This is a genomic window from Bacteroidota bacterium (assembly GCA_034723125.1).
Taxonomy (GTDB): Bacteria; Bacteroidota; Bacteroidia; order CAILMK01; family JAAYUY01; genus JAYEOP01.
Genome location: JAYEOP010000006.1, coordinates 4,469 through 22,504 on the forward strand (window position 1 = coordinate 4,469; position 18,036 = coordinate 22,504).

General features: G+C 31.3%; 7 protein-coding genes. 1 reads left to right on the forward strand and 6 read right to left on the reverse strand.

Annotated features, from left to right (window positions below):
- The 6 genes from U9R42_00145 to U9R42_00170 form a co-directional block, all read right to left on the reverse strand.
- The coding region (locus U9R42_00145) for a SprB repeat-containing protein (GenBank protein MEA3494429.1) at nucleotides 1–1,919 on the reverse strand (1,919 nt) is incomplete at its 3' end.
- Nucleotides 1,920–2,031: 112 nt separating this feature from the next.
- Complete coding sequence (locus tag U9R42_00150) at nucleotides 2,032–2,520, reverse strand: YkgJ family cysteine cluster protein (protein ID MEA3494430.1); 489 nt, start codon at nucleotides 2,518–2,520, stop codon at nucleotides 2,032–2,034.
- Nucleotides 2,521–2,527: 7 nt separating this feature from the next.
- Nucleotides 2,528–3,271 carry a hypothetical protein gene (locus U9R42_00155; GenBank protein ID MEA3494431.1) on the reverse strand — a complete coding sequence of 248 codons (744 nt, stop codon included), beginning with the start codon at nucleotides 3,269–3,271 and terminating at the stop codon, nucleotides 2,528–2,530.
- A gap of 224 nt (nucleotides 3,272–3,495) precedes the next feature.
- The gene (locus tag U9R42_00160) at nucleotides 3,496–3,888 is read right to left on the reverse strand and encodes a response regulator (GenBank protein ID MEA3494432.1); all 393 of its coding nucleotides are present in this window, start codon (nucleotides 3,886–3,888) and stop codon (nucleotides 3,496–3,498) included.
- 84 nt (nucleotides 3,889–3,972) lie between these two features.
- The gene (locus U9R42_00165; GenBank protein ID MEA3494433.1) at nucleotides 3,973–5,265 is read right to left on the reverse strand and encodes a T9SS type A sorting domain-containing protein; all 1,293 of its coding nucleotides are present in this window, start codon (nucleotides 5,263–5,265) and stop codon (nucleotides 3,973–3,975) included.
- Nucleotides 5,266–5,282: 17 nt separating this feature from the next.
- On the reverse strand, nucleotides 5,283–7,403 hold the full coding sequence (locus U9R42_00170; GenBank protein ID MEA3494434.1) for a prolyl oligopeptidase family serine peptidase: 2,121 nt from the start codon (nucleotides 7,401–7,403) through the stop codon (nucleotides 5,283–5,285).
- A gap of 618 nt (nucleotides 7,404–8,021) precedes the next feature.
- Here U9R42_00170 and U9R42_00175 point away from each other — a divergent pair.
- Nucleotides 8,022–17,972, forward strand: a complete 9,951-nt coding sequence (locus U9R42_00175) for a PKD domain-containing protein (protein MEA3494435.1) — start codon at nucleotides 8,022–8,024, stop codon at nucleotides 17,970–17,972.
- Nucleotides 17,973–18,036 lie beyond the last annotated feature (64 nt).

Below are 18,036 nucleotides of genomic sequence, written 5' to 3' on the forward strand. Positions count from 1 at the left end.
GTTATACTTCCATCATTACCTCCATTACAACTTATATTTGTTGAATCATGAATAACAGATAACGGCAAAGGTTGAGTAATTAAAAAGCTATCACTATACTGACAAGAATTTGAATCAGTCAAAACAACTATATAAATTCCAGGTACCAGACTATCTCTTGTAGAACTCGTTGGACCATCAGACCAGTTAAACTGATATGGCAAAGTACCACCCTGTGGAAAAAGGGTAATAGAACCTGAACTATCACCATTACAATTTATCTGATTTATACTGTCTGACAACATTAATAGTAATGGCTCACTTAGAAAAACAGAATCAAGTATCTGACAATTATTACTATCTGTAACTGTTACTCCATACATTCCGCTTTGTAATCCTGATGGATTTGCAGTGGAATCATTTGAAGACCAATTATAATTATATGGTGTTGTGCCTCCTGATACTGTTAGGGTTATACTTCCATCACTGCCTCCATTACAACTTATATTTGTTGAATCATGAACAATCGATAATGGCAAAGGTTGAGTAATTACAAAACTATCAATATAAGTACATCCGTTTGAATCTTGAATTTGGAGGATATAAATGCCTGTATCAATCCCCGTTAAATCCTGAGTCGAATCCGAAGTTGACCATAAATAAACAAATGGAGATTTATGTGTTGTAGAAGATATATTTATTTGAGCATCAGACATCCCCGCACAAGATACATGTTTTATTGAAAAAGAAATAGTATCATCAAAAATTTCGTAATAAATAACAATTGTATCTGTATCAGCAGGACATGAACCATTTCCTGTTGTTGTCAGAAATAAAGTAGAATAACCAATTGCCAATTCTAATGAATCAGGGTAATATATAGCATTCAGAGAATCCTGATGAGGAGAAAAAGTTCCGGCACCACCCCACCATGTTCCACCGGAAGCAGCAATTACATTTCCGTTAAGTTGTGCAAATGAATCACAAGAGGTAAGATTGTTGCCTGCTTGAGCTTCAATAGGAAGTGAAAATGCTGTAACTGTGACAGTATCATAGGTTGGCGGACAATCGGTAGTATCAAAAACAGTAACAATATATGTTCCCGTATCAACACTTATTGATTGAGATGTATCATTTGTACTCCAGTAATATCTGTATGGAGGTGTTCCTCCTCCACCATGTGCTGTAAGCGTAGCATTTGTACCTCCAAAACAAACCGTTGGGTCTTGAGGCAATATGCTTGCAGTTAATGTTGAATTTAAAAACACGCGTACCGTATCACAAGTTTCTAAAGTATCACATCCTCCTTCAGGCAAACCACACACTTGATAATCTATATAAGGTGGATATCCTACTTGCCCTACCACAACAACGCTATCACAAGCAATTGAACAATTTAAATAATTATTGTAATGACCAAAAGTATCAGGATAAATTGAATTCCAGCGAATTGTTGGAAGATAATAACCATAAGCTTGCAATATGCCTGTACATCCATCATTAATAGCAATATTAGCAGAAACACCGGGGTCAGGAAAAACATCAATTCTATACTGATTTTCATTAGCTCCCGGTTTACAGAAAGTAATAATATGCGGACCTACGCCTGAAAGACAAATTGAATCACCCACTGCTGTTTGTTGTCCACAATTAATTTGATAAAATAAGGCACCCGGAGGCTTTGCACCTGAATGTATGTTAAAAGATAATCCTGATGCTCCTGTTGGTAATATAACAATAAACTTTACACAACGATCAGGTGAGCTTGTTCCACAACAATTACCTAGCCTTGCTGTATCAGAACTAATCCAGCTATAGGTTGCCGGTGTTTGTAGGTTTACAATAAAAGTTGGAACATTTGGATCACATTGCCCTTCTACTACTAAAGGAAGCACAATGACTAGATGAAATAACAATATGAATAAAATACTATGTTTCATAAGTATTGCAAATTTATATATATCATTTCTAATAAAAGTTACTCAGAATATGAATAAAGGAAAAAATAGTTTTTTGTGAATTTTTTCTAACTTATTTTAATCCTCAGTGTAGTTAAAATTTGTAATATTCTCTTAATCTTTCTACAATAATAAAAACGGCAGGACATACTAATGTATTGTTTATGCTTTTGTTTAATATCTGATATTGCCTTTTATGATCTGTGTGAGGATACTCCCTGCAAGCTTTTGGTCGTGAATCATAAACGATACAAAGATTATCAGCTCCTAAAAAAGGACAGGGGCTTTCATTCAGTACATATTCTTTTTCATCATCAAGATGCAAGTATGTGTTAATAAATTCCTTTGTACTCATTTTTAATTTTTGTGATAAACGCTCAATATCCTTTTGATAAAAAGCAGGACTTGTCGTTTTACAACAGTTTGCACACTCAAGACAATCAATCTCTTCAAATGCCTCATCATGAAAACGTTTTGTAATATCATCAAGATTATTTGGTTTTTTGCGTTTCAGCTTCTTTAGAAAAGATTTATTATCCTGAAATTTATTTTTTGCTTTTTTTTCAAAGGCTACAATATCCATCTTCTTTTTACACTTCTATTTTATCCTTTCGCAATAAGCCTTTTGTTCGGTTATAAAAAGTGAAAATTCCTAAAAGTATTATTATTTCTCCAAGCCAAAAGATCCACCAAATAAATTCATTTGGAAAATATTTTAAAGACATAGTCATTAAAGCATCTTTGGAATCGGGTTGAAATATTTCAGATAAATTATATTTTGATAAAACAAAAGAAGCATAATCCCTAACAAATGATAAAATAACAACAAGAGAACCAAGTGTTAACAACATCCAATCCAATGCTTTTATTTTTACTCTTTCAAATTCAATATTAAAAAAGAGAATTAGCACAGCAAAAAATATCATTGTTAAGGACAAAAGAACAGGAGCGATTACAGGACCTACCCAAGGTATTGGAATAAGAAATAAAATATCCCATGTTAAAAAACTTTCAGGCCAATTGAGTAGAAGCTTTAAAAAAACGTAATAAAAAATATCCCAAACAGCAAAAGATAAAAGAAAATATGCAAAGCGTTCCGTGAACTTTTTAGCAACTAAAACGCTGATAGAAATTAGCATTAATATTGTTGCAAACTCTCGCCCTATTTCAACAATGGCAATATTATTTTCAATTGGCATTAAAGGAAATGAAAAGCCATTGGGATAATATAATTCTCGCAAATAAACAACAATAGCAGTTTCTAAGTAAGCCATCGTAATAGCAAATATTGTTACCCAAAATATTTTGTTAAGAACATCCTTTTTAAAATTCATAAATAATCTTATTTAGTGAAGCAATAATGATTTTACCAAAACATGATAAGCGGAGCGAAACAAAGCGAAGCGTAGTGTAGCTGAGCGCAGAAAAAGCACATGTGTAGCTGAGCGAAGAAAAAGCACATGTATAGCTGAGCGAAGCAAAAGCACATGTGTAGCTGAGCGAAGCAAAAGCACATGTGTAGCTGAGCGAAGCCTAGTGTAGCTGAGCGAAGCCGAAGCTATAGGGCAATTTCTTTTATAACCTTAACCAAATCATCCGACCTAAAAGGTTTAGAAAGATATTCATCCATTCCTGCATCAAAACATTTTTCCTTTTCGCCTTCTATAGCTTTAGCTGTAACACCAATAATTTTTATTCCATCAATAATTCCTTTTTCTCTTTCTATTTCTCTGATTTTCTCACTTGCCTGAAATCCATTCATTAAAGGCATGTCAATATCCATTAATATGAGATCATACTTATTACTTTTATATTTTTGAATTGCTTCAATTCCATCTTCAGCAGTATCTGATTTGTATCCAAGTCTTTTTAATACAATTATTAAAAAACGTGAATTCATAAAATCATCTTCTACTACTAAAACATTCAATTGTTTAGACTCCGTTGTCATAATATTATTACAATTAATAAGATAGAATTATATTAAACTCAAAATCAAAATTACATTAATATTCTGATTATCCGTTATTAAATATCAATTTACAATAATTTTTTTTAACACTTTTTTTTTGCCAATAAATATTTGAAAATAAATAATACCGGGGTTCACATCTTTAAGGTCTATAAATATTTCTTTAGGACACAACCTATTAAGATTCACTTTTAAATCAGATATTTTTTTCAAGTTGTTATCAAAAATTTTAATCTTTACTCTCTTGTTAATACTTTTATCAAAAACAATTTTTACATTATCATTTGCAGGATTTGGATAAATCTTGATTAATGTATCATCAATGTAATAGCTACTATTCTTAGAATTAGAAATATCATTCACCCATTGCCAAAAATATATTCCGAATACTTTGTTTTTAATAACTGCTGATTTTTCACTTGAAAAAATTATATTTTTATTATCAGTAAAACACACAGCCTCTGCTTGACAACCTAAAAGTCCGTTTAGGTCAATTCTTCTTTTATTCCCCGAAAAAAAATCATTTTTTTTATAATCAAATAATAGCCAAATAAAAGGATTATAATTTTTGTAACCGAGCAGCACAACTTGTGAAGAATCCTCAAAAATATCTGCTGCTGTAATCAATCCATCCACATTAAAAGAATCTATTAAATTGGCTTCAAATATTCCTGTATCCGTTGGTAATGTATATAATTTGGTTTTATTGTTTGCCCAATTTTTTGAAAATAAATACAAACTATCGTTAAAACAGAAAAAAGCTTCACAATCGAAATTATGATTATTAATTCCTGTATTGCTTCCCTCTTTATCAGGATAAGAAAAAGAAATGCTTTTAGCAAAAACCGAATCATGATTATTTACTTCCGATTTAGAGATTTTATAAATTATTAAATCATCACGATTACCACTATTGTTACCAAAATCACCAATAAAAATATTATTGGAATCCTGAGTAATATCTTCCCAGTCAATATTTGATGCATTTAATAATTTTACCGTTTTTAAAATCAAAGCTGAAATTGTGTCAAAAGCATAAATTTCAGCTTTTCCGCCACCATCATTATGAGTCCAGAACATTCCGTTAAATAAAATTAAACCTGAATTTTCTATCAGTTTCTCAGGTAGTGAAGATATTATTTCCCGTGCTTTATAATTTGTTTTATCATAAACACAAGAGCCATCATTTTGTGTTGCATAAGGATTGTAATTATTTGCTCTCGAATCTGTACAACCACTAATTTGTGCTTTTGTTACTATGCTTGAAAAAAGTAAAAACAGCGTTAGAAAAAGTATCAAAAAAGATGTGTTATCAATTCTCTTAAAAAAAACTTTAAACTTTTTTGTACTTTTCATTTCAAATAAAAAAAATGTTATTTTTCATTAATCAATTTCATACCAAGATTTTTAAAAACAAAAGTCCAAATATCGGTATATTCATCAATAATTTGCTCTGTTGGTTTTCCTGAACCGTGTCCTGCTTTTTCTTCAATTCGGATAATTACAGGGTTTTCACCTGTTTGCTTTTCTTGTAAAGTTGCAATAAATTTAAACGAATGAGCAGGGACAACTCTATCATCATGGTCGGCAGTAGTAACAAGAGTTGCAGGATATTTCACATCTTTACGAATATTGTGCAAAGGAGAATAAGCATACAAATAACGAAACTGAGTAGAATCATCGCTACTTCCATACTCTTCTGCCCAATGATGTCCTATTGTAAACTTATGAAATTTTAGCATATCCATAACGCCAACAGCAGGAAGAGCAACTTTAAAAAGCTCGGGACGCTGTGTTATACATGCACCAACGAGTAATCCGCCATTTGAACCACCACGAATAGCTAATTTTTCTGAAGATGTATATTTCTTTTCTATCAGATATTCGGCAGCACTAATAAAATCATCAAAAACATTTTGCTTTTTCAATGTCATTCCCGCTTTATGCCATGCTTCACCATACTCTCCTCCACCTCTGATATTTGCAAGAACATAAATTCCACCATTTTCTAAAAACACAAGGTTTGTAAGACTAAAAGAAGGTGTTAAACTAATGTTAAATCCTCCGTATCCATAAAGTAAAACAGGATTATTCCCATCTAATTTTATTCCTTTTTTATGTGTAATAAACATTGGTACTTTTGTTCCGTCTTTACTTTCGTAAAAAATTTGTTCGGTTTTATAATCGCTTAAGTCAGCCTTTATTTCTGACTCACGATACACTTCCGAAATATTATTTTTGACATCATACTTAAATATCGTTGATGGATAAGTAAAAGAAGTAAAGGAATAAAACACAATAGAATCTTCTTTTTTTCCGCTTATGCCTGACATTGATCCAGGTCCAGGAAGTTTTAATCCACCTAAAAACTTGCCTGATAAATCAAAAATAAATGCTTTGCTTACAACGTCCACCATATATTCGGCTATAAGTTTGCCCCCAACAAAACTTACGCTTTGAAGTGTTTCCTTTTCAGGAATTATTTCTCGCCAATTTTCCTTTTCAGGATTATTAGTATTTACAGAAATAACTTTAAAATTATCTGCTCCGTTATTTGTTTTAATAAAAATAGAATCTCCTTGACTGCCAATAATATTATATTCGTAATCAAATGATTCATCAATAGCTCTAAAGTTTCTGTCTCCCTTTTCAACATTTTTAAAATATACAGAATGACCACTTGTTGACTCATACCCAAAGAGAAATAAAAATTTCTCATCTTCAGATACACCAGCAGAAAAGCTTCTGTCGGGATGAGAAGGGTCGGAATAAATAAGTTTATCACTTTCTTGTTTTGTTCCAATTATGTGGTAATAAACTTTGTGATTTTGATTTTTTGCTGACAATTCTTTTCCTTCTACGGGTTTATCAAATCGGCTGTAAAAAAAACCGTTTTTGTACCATGAAATACCTGAGAATTTAACCCATTTGATATGGTCGGAAAGCATCTTTTTAGATTCAACTTCTTTAACAAAAAACTCATTCCAATCAGAACCACTTCTGGAAATTCCATAAGCGAAATATTTACCGCAATTTGAAACCGAGTATGTTGAAAGTGCTATGCTACCATCGTCAGATAACTTATTTGGGTCAAGAAAAACCTCGGCTTTACCTTCAAGTCCTTTTTGAATATACAACACAGACTGAGGTTGCAATCCATCATTTTTGAAAAAGAAATAGTTTTCTCCTTCCCTTGAAGGAAGTCCGTATTTTGGATAATTCCATAATTCTGTAAGTCTGTCTTTTATTTTTTTACGATTGGTGATAGTATCAAAATAGGCATTAGTAACTTTATTTTGTTCCTTTACCCATTGTTCAACTTCGGTAGCAGTATCATTTTCAAGCCATGCGTAAGGGTCTTTTACTTCAATTCCAAAATAATTATCAATTTGTTCAATTTTTTTCGTCTCTGGATAAATCATTTTTTCATCTGGCTTTTTATTTTTACAGGAAAACAATATAAGAATAACTAATAATACACTTAATTTTTTCATAATTTATTATTTAATTTTTTTCAAAAGTAAAAATAATTTTTGTTATAATACAATTTTTTGCTTTATGTTACATAGTGCCTCTAAGAAAACTATCAAATTTTATGATTTCTAAAATTTTTGACCTGCCTTTGCCGTCAGGCAAGTGAGATTTTTATTTTTTGAGACGAGGCGATGCCTTAGCATCAGTGAGTTGAGAAAGATAAAAATATCGCAAAAAGATAGGAATCTAATTTTGCAGAGTTTTCTTAGAGACACTAATTAAAAGTAATTTTAATTCATAGGAAAATCTCGTAAAAATTAATTTTACAAATTATAGGATAATAATTTCTGCAAGTTTAAGCTATGAAAATTAAAAAATAGATAAAATACAATACATTTATTTTCAACGCATTATGTTTCATTGTTTTTTTTAGGGAAACATACGGATAAACATTTAATTTAAAATAAATTGTATCCCTTGTTTATAAAAGTTTGTCAAATCAGCAAACATAATTGGGAACAACAGTCTCATTTGTAAATCAAGCTCTTATTATTTTTTCATTAAAACACATTTAGTTTATTATTATTTGTTGTACCTTTACAGCTTTATTGTTTTTTGTAACTATTTAAGATTTGAAAATGGAAAATACAAATAGAATAAACTCAAAATATTTTTACATAATACTATTCATATTTATTAGCTTTTCAACATTCAGTCAGGTAACAGTTTTTACTGAAACCTTTGAAAATAACGGACAAATGCCCACAGGCTGGACGCAAGAATATGTTCACGACACACTTAATTGGTCATTTACAAGTGGTGGTAATAGTAACCATCCTTCTTCAGCCAACAATGGGACTTACAATGCATTACTCTATTATGGAGGGATTTACAGAAAAACAAAACTAATTACACCTGCAATAAATCTTACTTATTATTCAAATGTTCAATTAAAATTTTATCATACACAAGAAAATTATTCAGGTGATCAGGATTATCTCAGAGTTTTTTACAAAACATCTGCTACAGGCTCATGGACTCAATTACAATATTATAATACAAATGTTTCTACATGGACTCAAAGGACAATAAATTTACCAAATACAAGTACAACAACATACTACATTGCATTTGAAGGAGATGCAAGATATGGATATGGTGTTTGCGTTGATGATGTAGAAATAAGTGGTAATGTTGCAAATGGATTGGACATAAAACTCGCCTCAATTGCTTCACCCCTAATTTGGAATGCAGGAAATAATACCTTGAAAGTTAATTACAGGAATGTGCGTTCCGATACAATTAACAATGCTGATTTTGGATATAAAATTGATAACAACACAGCAGTTCACGACACTAATGTTACTATATCCGGAGGATTATTGCCTGATGAAATAAAAACTCATACCTTTTCAAATACAATAAATATTTCTCAAGGAAATCATTTTATAAAAGTTTGGTCAACAAAACCTAACAGGACACAACCTGATGATGATACGTCAAATGACACACTTACATTAAGTTTTAGAACAGGTATTCAGGATACTTTTTATATTGATTCGGCAGGAAATGGAGACTACACTACTTTTGCCGCAGCAGTTGCCGACTTAAATTATGGAGTTACAGGTCCAACGGTTTTTATTGTTAGTGCCGGAACATATTCAGAAAGGATAATTATTGGAGAAATCCCCGGAGCGGATTCAAGCAACACAATAATTTTTAAAGGTGTTGACAAAGATAGTGTTACTCTTACTTATCAAGGTTTATCGGGAGGAAACAGAGCAACTGTTAACTTTAAAGGTTGTGATTATATCACTTTTAAAGACATGAAAATACATAACACTGGTACAACTTATGGCGTTTGTGTGCTTTTTAGAAATGAATCCGACCATAATACTTTTTCAAATTGCGAGCTAAAAGTTAGTACTACTTCTACAAGCCAATGGCAACAAGTTATACTTGCCTCATCTACCGAAAACTCAGTTGGTGCAATTGGCAATAATGCCAACTATATGCATTTTGAAAACTGTGATATTATCGGAGGATATTATGGTGCAAGATTGGAAGGGTCAAATACAGCATCAATGTGTATTGGAAACACTTTTTCAGGATGTTCGTTTCAACAGCAATATTATTATGGAATTTACAGCAAATACCAAAAAGATTTACATATTCTTAATAACTCTCTAATAAATTTTAGAGGTTATTATGCCTATGGAATACTAAGCTATTATAACACTGCTTCTATTTTTGACGGTAATAATATTCAGCCGGGACGATATGGGATTTATCTTTATCGTGAAAATAATTTTTATACATCAAATTCAACAATTATATCAAATAATATGATAAGTAATTTTAAAAGTTCAACTTATCAAACAGGTATTTATGGATATTATTATTGTTATAATTTAAAAATATTACACAACAGCATTTGGGTTAACGGAAGTGTATATTCTTATGGCTATGCTGCCATTCGTTTGTGGTACTATCCAAAATACTCAATTATAAAAAACAACATCCTTAGTAGCACATACAACACAATGCTTTTGTCATTGTATTATGCCTCTGATGTTACAATTGATTACAATGATTATTTTTACGACACCATCAGCACAAACAAGTTTTACAACAATTCTTATTATTCAAATTTCAGTGCTTTTAAAAATTCTTCATCATACATAGTTACACCTCATGACCAACATTCTTTTGATAATTTTGATCCTAAATTTATTTCACAAAGCAACCTTCATCTTGACACCCTAAATACACCAAGTTTAATGGCTCCATATTGTGGTGTTGCTATTGACTACGATAAAGACCTTAGAGATTCAACAATTGGATGTAACCTTGGTGCAGATGAAATAAATCATCCTAGTATTGATCTTGATATTATTAGCATCGATACTCCGATTGTTCTTTCGATAGGTACAAATAATGTTGATATTACTTTAAGAAATATGGGAACAGATTCCATACTACCACAGAAAATATATGTTTCCTATTCTATTGCTAATAATTCATGGGTTAATGACTCAATAACAATAACTTCAAAGCTTCCACCTTTTGACACATTGCACTTTAGCTTTTCTACTCCTTTTACAATTTCAAACATAGGAACTTATAATTTGTGTACAAGAATTTACCCTCAAATTTTAAATGATTATGATAATTCAGATTCATTTTGTGTTTCAAAATGCGTAGGATTATCAGGGACTTTTTATATTGATAATTCAGGAAACGGAGACTATACAACTTTTGGTGCAGCTATTACTGCACTCAATTCCTGTGGTATTTCAGGAGCTGTAAAATTTATTGTAAAAGCAGGAACATATATCGAAAAAATTGAACTGACTGGAATACCTGGGGCAAGTGGAACCAACACAATAATATTTTCAGGAGTTGATAAAGATAGTGTTAATATTTTTCATGCAGGAAGTTCTTTGAGTCGTGCAGTTATTGTTCTTGATGGCACCGACCATGTTACTTTTGAAAACATGAAGATTCAAGCCATTGGAACTTACTATTGTACAGCAGTTCACATGAGAGGAGGGGCTGATTCAAATACTTTTTCTAATTGCTATATCAAAGTACCAACCACAGGAAGTTATACCAACAATGCAATTTTGGCTTCATCATCCGAATCAACTTATTACGGATACGGAAATACTGCAAATTACAATTTATTTGAAAACAATATTATCACAGGAGGATATTTTGGTGCTTGCATGAACGGAAGTGATAAAAGCAATTTATGTTATGGAAATAAATTTATTGGAAATACTTTCCAAACTCAATATTACTATGGAGCCCGCTTTTATTATCAAGGAAACACCGTTTTTAAAAACAATAAAATCCTTAATACAGTAATGCCCTATGGATATGGATTATACTTTTATTATTCAACAAATTCTACAATAGAAGGTAACATTCTTCACCCTGGCAGATATGCAATATATTTAAACAGAGAAAATTATCAGTTTTCACAAAATTCTACAAGGATTATTAATAATATGATTAGTGATTTCTCTGACCAAAGCTATCAAATAGGCATTTATACTTACTACTCCAACAAATTAAAAATTTATCATAACAGCATTTTAACAGATGGTAATATTTCATCAGCATCATACGCAAATATTCGATTATTAACACATTGTGATTCTTCAATTATAAAAAATAATATTTTAGCAAATACAACTAATAGTTATCTTCTATCACTCTCTTATTCAGTAGGAACAGAAATTGATTTTAATAATTATTATTATCCGAATAATACTCAATATGCATTTTACAATCATGCTTATTACAGTAATCTTAATGCATTTAAAAATTCATCTTATTATATTAAAACACCTCACGATACTAATTCTTTTGATAATGTATATCCCGGATTTTTATCTTCATCCGACCTCCACATACACGATACTGTTGGCGGTATTGGTGGTGATACATTAAATGTAGTTTTTGATGCAGATGGTGATTTAAGATGTTTAATTTATCCGACAATTGGTGCTGATGAAAAAGGAATTGAAGCAAAATTTACTATAAATGATACTATTCAATGCTTTACCTCTAATAATTTTATTTTTACTAACAATTCAATAACCGGCTCTGATTCCGTAACATACCTTTGGAACTTTGGAGATAATAATCAATCAACTTTAATAAATCCTGCCCACTCCTATTCCGTTGCCGATACTTACCAAATAAAATTAGTAGCAACACCTATCAACGGTTGCTCTGATTCAATAACAAAATCAATAGTTGTGTTACATTCTCCAACTGCAAGTTTTACAATAAACGACAGTTCACAATGCCTAACAGCAAACAACTTTGTTTTTACCAACACTTCATCTATTGGCACAGGAAACATAAGCTATTCATGGGCTTTTGGCGATGGATATTCAGCCAGCCTTACAAGTCCTTCCCATAACTATAATTCCAGTGATACTTTTAATGTTCAGTTAGTTGTAACATCAAATCTTAGTTGTGCTGATACGGCAACAAAAAATGCCTATGTTCATCCTAAACCCGATGCAGATTTTAGTATCAATGATAACTCACAATGCATAGTAACAAATAATTTTAATTTTACAAATCAAACAACAATCAACTCAGGAAACATATCCTATTTATGGAAATTTGGTGATGGAGATACATCAACACTTACTGACCCTTCACACACTTATGCAAATTACAACTCATATTATGTAACTTTAATTGCCACATCAGGCTTAAGTTGTACAGATTCAATCATTAAACAAGCAGATGTGAACCCAATGCCTGTTGCAGATTTTTCAATAAACGACAGTACACAATGCCTTAATGCAAATAATTTTGTTTACACAAATAATTCAACAATTTCATCAGGTTACTTAGCATATTCATGGCAATTTGGAGATGGCAATTCTTCAAACTCTATCAACCCTTCACATTCTTTTGCGACCGCTGATACATATAATGTTAAGCTAATTGCTATTTCTGCAAAAAATTGCAAAGATTCAATTACAAAAAACTCTTATGTTTTTCCAAAACCTAATCCAAATTTCACAATAAATGATTCAACACAATGCCTTTCTTCAAACAATTTTATTTTTACAAATACTACGAATGTTAACAACGGAGCTTTAACATATCTCTGGAATTTTGGAGATGGAAATAACTCCACATCAACAAATGCTGTTCATTCTTATAATTTTGAAGATACATTTACTGTAAAACTTATTGCAACAACAAGCCACAGTTGCATGGATTCAATAACAAAAAATGTTGAGGTTTTTCCTACACCTATTGCTGATTTTTCAATCAACGATACTTTGCAATGCCTCCTTGGAAATAGCTTTTCCTTTACCAATTCATCAAGCATTAGTTCAGGAAGCTTAACTTACTACTGGAATTTTGGTGATGGAAATAATTCGACTTCTCAAAACCCGACACATTCTTACATTTCAGCCAACACTTACAACGTTAAGCTTGTAATAAATTCAGGAAATTCATGTGCTGATTCGATTATTAAAAAAATATATGTTGTGTCAAGTCCCAATAGCGGTTTTACTGTAAACGATACTGCTCAATGTTTTGTCGGAAATAATTTTATTTTTACCAACACAACAACAAATATTGATACAAACAATTCCTACTATTTATGGAGTTTTGGAGATGGAACAACTTCTTCCTCTAAAAACCCTACTCACACTTATCCGATAGAAGGAAATTATCAGGTTAAGCTCAAAGCACTTGCAGGAAGTTGTAGCGATTCGGTTATGCAAAACATTTATGTTTATCCATCGCCAACAGTACAATTTTCTTTAAACGATTCAATACAATGTTTGAGTAATAATTATTTTGCTTTTACAAATAATACATCAATAAATTCAGGAACTTTATCCTTCACTTGGCAATTTGGTGACAGCAATAATTCAAGCCTTCCAAACCCAACACATTCTTATTCTTACAGCGACACTTTTGATGTTAAATTAATTTCTACCTCTAACAAAGGATGTTCAGATTCGTTCTCAGCTTCAACTTATGTTTTACAGGGTCCTATTGCCAATTTTTCAATTAACGACAGCAACCAATGCCTCAGTGGAAATAGCTTTGTTTTTACAAATAATTCAGTAAACAACACATCTTCAACAGTAACTTATCACTGGAATTTTGGTGATGGAAGCTCCTCTACCGGCAAAAATGCTTCACATTCATATTTATCAAGTGGAAGTTACAATATAGAACTTACAATTAATTCAGCAGGATGTAATGATTCCATTATCAAAACAGTTGTTGTAAATCCATCACCATTTACAAATTATGTAGTAAACGACAGCAATCAATGCCTTGGAAATAATAGTTTTGTTTTTTCAAATTATTCAAATATTTCTTCAGGAAACATTTCGTATAAATGGTATTTCGGTGACGGAAACAGTTCAACCACAAAACATCCTTCACACAGCTATTCCACCGATGATACTTTTAGTGTAAAGCTTGTTTCCGTTTCAAATCGTGGATGTAAGGATTCAATGTCAATAACTACTTATGTTTTCCCTAATCCGCTAAGTAATTTCAGCATCAGCGATTCCGTTCAATGTTTTTCAAACAATTCTTTTGTTTTCACAAATAGTAGCTCAATAAATTCAGGCTCATTGTCATATCTTTGGAATTTTGGTGATGGAAATTCTTCATCTTCTCAAAGCCCAAGCCATTCATACCTAACTACTGATACCTTTACAGTAAGTTTAAAAAGCAGTTCAAATCTCGGATGCTCTGATTCCATTGAAAAAGCTGTTTACATTGTGTCAAGTCCAATCGTTAACTTTTCAATCAACGACAGTTCTCAATGCAAAGTAGGGAACTCCTTTTCATTTACAAACACTTCAAATGTTACAGGTTTATCAGGAAATTATACATGGTATTTTGGAGACGCTACAAGTAGCTCGCTTGAAAATCCAACTCATCAATATGCAACAGCAGGAACTTATAATGTGAAATTAATAATAAATCCATCCTCAAATTGCATTGATTCAATTACAAAAAATATTTATGTTTACTCATCTCCTACAACATATTTTTCTGTAAACGATAGCAACCAATGTTTAAACAACAATAATTTTATCTTTACAAACAATTCAACAATCGACTCAGGGACTCTTAATTATTCATGGGATTTTGATGACGGAAATACTTCATCGGCAAAAGATCCAAGTCATATATTTGCAAGCTCAAACAGCTTTGATGTTGAATTGATTACAACTTCAAATAACGGATGTTCAGATACTTTTTCCATGACAAATATTGTAAATCCAAATCCTGATGCAGGATTTTCAATTTCAAATAATACTCAATGTCTTGGAGTTAATAATTTTATTTTAACAAATTCTACAACAATCCCTAACGGAACATTTACAAATTTCTGGAACTTTGGAGATGGGAACAATTCAAGTTTATCAAATCCAAATTATTCTTATCAGTATTCTGATACTTTTGATATTAAACTCATAACAATTTCCAATAATGGCTGTAAAGATTCCATAACAAAATCAGTTTATGTAAATCCAAAACCAACTGCGAATTTTAGCATCAACGATAGTATTCAATGCTTTGGTGGAAATTATTTTGTTTTTACAAACAACTCATCTTCACTTTTCGGAATACAATCCAAAATGTGGAATCTCGGAGACGGTTACCTTTCAACAATGGATAATCCAACACACAGCTATGCTTCAACAGACACATTTGAAGTAAGCATAATGATTACTTCTACTCAAGGCTGTAAAGACACTCTTTCTAAAAACATTGTTGTCCTTCCATCACCTACTGCTAATTTTTCAATCACTAACAATTCTCAATGTTTGACAAACAATAGTTTTACTTTTACAAACACCTCATTTATTCCCGACACACCTGCACAATATATCTGGCATTTTGGAGATGGAGACAGCTCAATTGTGAAAAATCCAACACATAGCTTTGCAACAAACGATACTTTTGAAGTAACACTTTTTACCACTTCTGCTCAAGGATGTGTTGATTCAATTTCCAAAAATGTATTTGTTCAACCAAAACCTGTGGCGGATTTCAGCATTGCTGATTCAAGTCAATGCCTGTTTGGAAACAATTTTAGTTTTACTAATAATTCAACAATAAGTTCACAAACCACAATGACCTATCAATGGGATTTTGATGACGGAAATATTTTGAATTCTAATGCAACAACAGTTTCTCATTCTTATGCTAATGATAATATTTATTTGGTAAAACTTATTGCCACTTCAAATTTCAATTGTACAGATTCTGTTTCTAAAAATGTTTACCTTAGAGCAATGCCTGAAGCAAACTTTTTTGTAAATGACACCTTACAATGTTTTACAGGGAACAATTTTGTTTTTTCAAATACAACAAATATTAATACAGGAACTTATTCCAGCTACTGGGAGTTTGGAGATGGAAGTACTTCATCACTAAAAAATCCATCATATTCTTATCAAACTGTTCTGGGTAAAGCAACAGTAAAGCTTTATGTAAGTTCGAATTACGGATGTGAAGATTCATTCTTTTCCGATATAAAACTTAATCCCTCTCCTTATGCAGACTTTTCAATAAATGACACAACCCAATGTTTAAACGGAAATAAATTTGTTTATACAAACCTCACAAGCATTCCTTATGGCTCTCTTGTTACAAAATGGTACTTTGGTGACGGCACAACATCTTATAAGAAAAACCCTGAACGAATTTACAATGCTCCACATTCATTCTTAGTTTCACTTGCGGTAACATCTTATGAAGGATGCAAAGATTCAATTGCAAAAATAGTTACAGTTTATCCAAAACCTAATCCTGAATTTGACATCAATGATAAAGCTCAATGTCTTAACAACAATGATTTTAAGTTTACTAACAGGTCGACTCTTTTATCAGGTACCATGACATATTTATGGGATTTAGGAGATGGAAGCAAAACTACTGTTTACAGCCCATCTAATACTTATTCAAACTATTCAACTTACAAAATTAAGCTATTCGCAACTTCAAATCAAGGATGCTTTGATTCAATATCAAAAAATATTATTATTCGTCCAAATCCTAAAGCAAAATTTACAATAAATGATAACTCTCAATGTTTTGGTTCCGATACTTTTAAATTTGTTACAACATCAACTATTGATGTCGGTTACATGACATATTTTTGGCGTTTTGGCGATGGTTCACACTCTACTGATTCTGCCACCTCACATTCATATTCACAAACAGGAAATTATAACGTAACACTTATTGCTTCTTCTGAGCATTACTGTAAAGATTCAATAGTGAAACAAGCCTTTGTAAGACCTATACCTCATGCAAACTTTTTTATGAATGATACATCACAATGCCTTAATGAAAATTATTTTAAACTTACTGATATTTCATGGATAGACTACGGCTCAATGTTTTACAAATATTATTTTGGTGATGGAAATAATTCAAATTTTAAAAACCCTGATAACATCTATCAACAAGCGGGAAATTATAACATTAAACTAAAATTAAATTCAAATTATGGCTGTAAAGACTCAATAATCAAGATTGCTTATGTGCTACAAAGTCCCATTGTAAACCTTGGTGCTGATACAACAATTGACCTTAAAGAAAGTATAGTATTGGATGCAGGTTCAGGATATTCTTCATACTTATGGAATGATAATTCAACTTCACAAACAAAATCAATAAACGGAAATAATGAAGGATTGGGAAATCATTTCTTTAGCGTTTATGTTATTGCAAACAACGGATGTACAGATAGTGACACAATTATTATTACTGTAAAAGACAAAAGTGGAATAAATGAAAATGAGAACAAAATTACCATTAAAATATATCCTAATCCGGCAAGAGATTTTATAAACTTTGAAATCCTTAACAACTCAGGAAATCAATTTATTATTACACTAACATCAATGAACGGCAAAACAGTTTTTAATAAAATTTATGCTAAGAACATAAAAGTCATGAATGAAAAAATAAATATCTCAGAATTTGCAAAAGGTATTTACATTCTTAAAATTCAAAGCAACAATTCGATTGAAACTGAAAGGATAATGATTTATTGATAGCTTTCGTAACAATTTGTTATCAAATAAATAATTATTACATTTGCAAATAGATTTAAGGGGG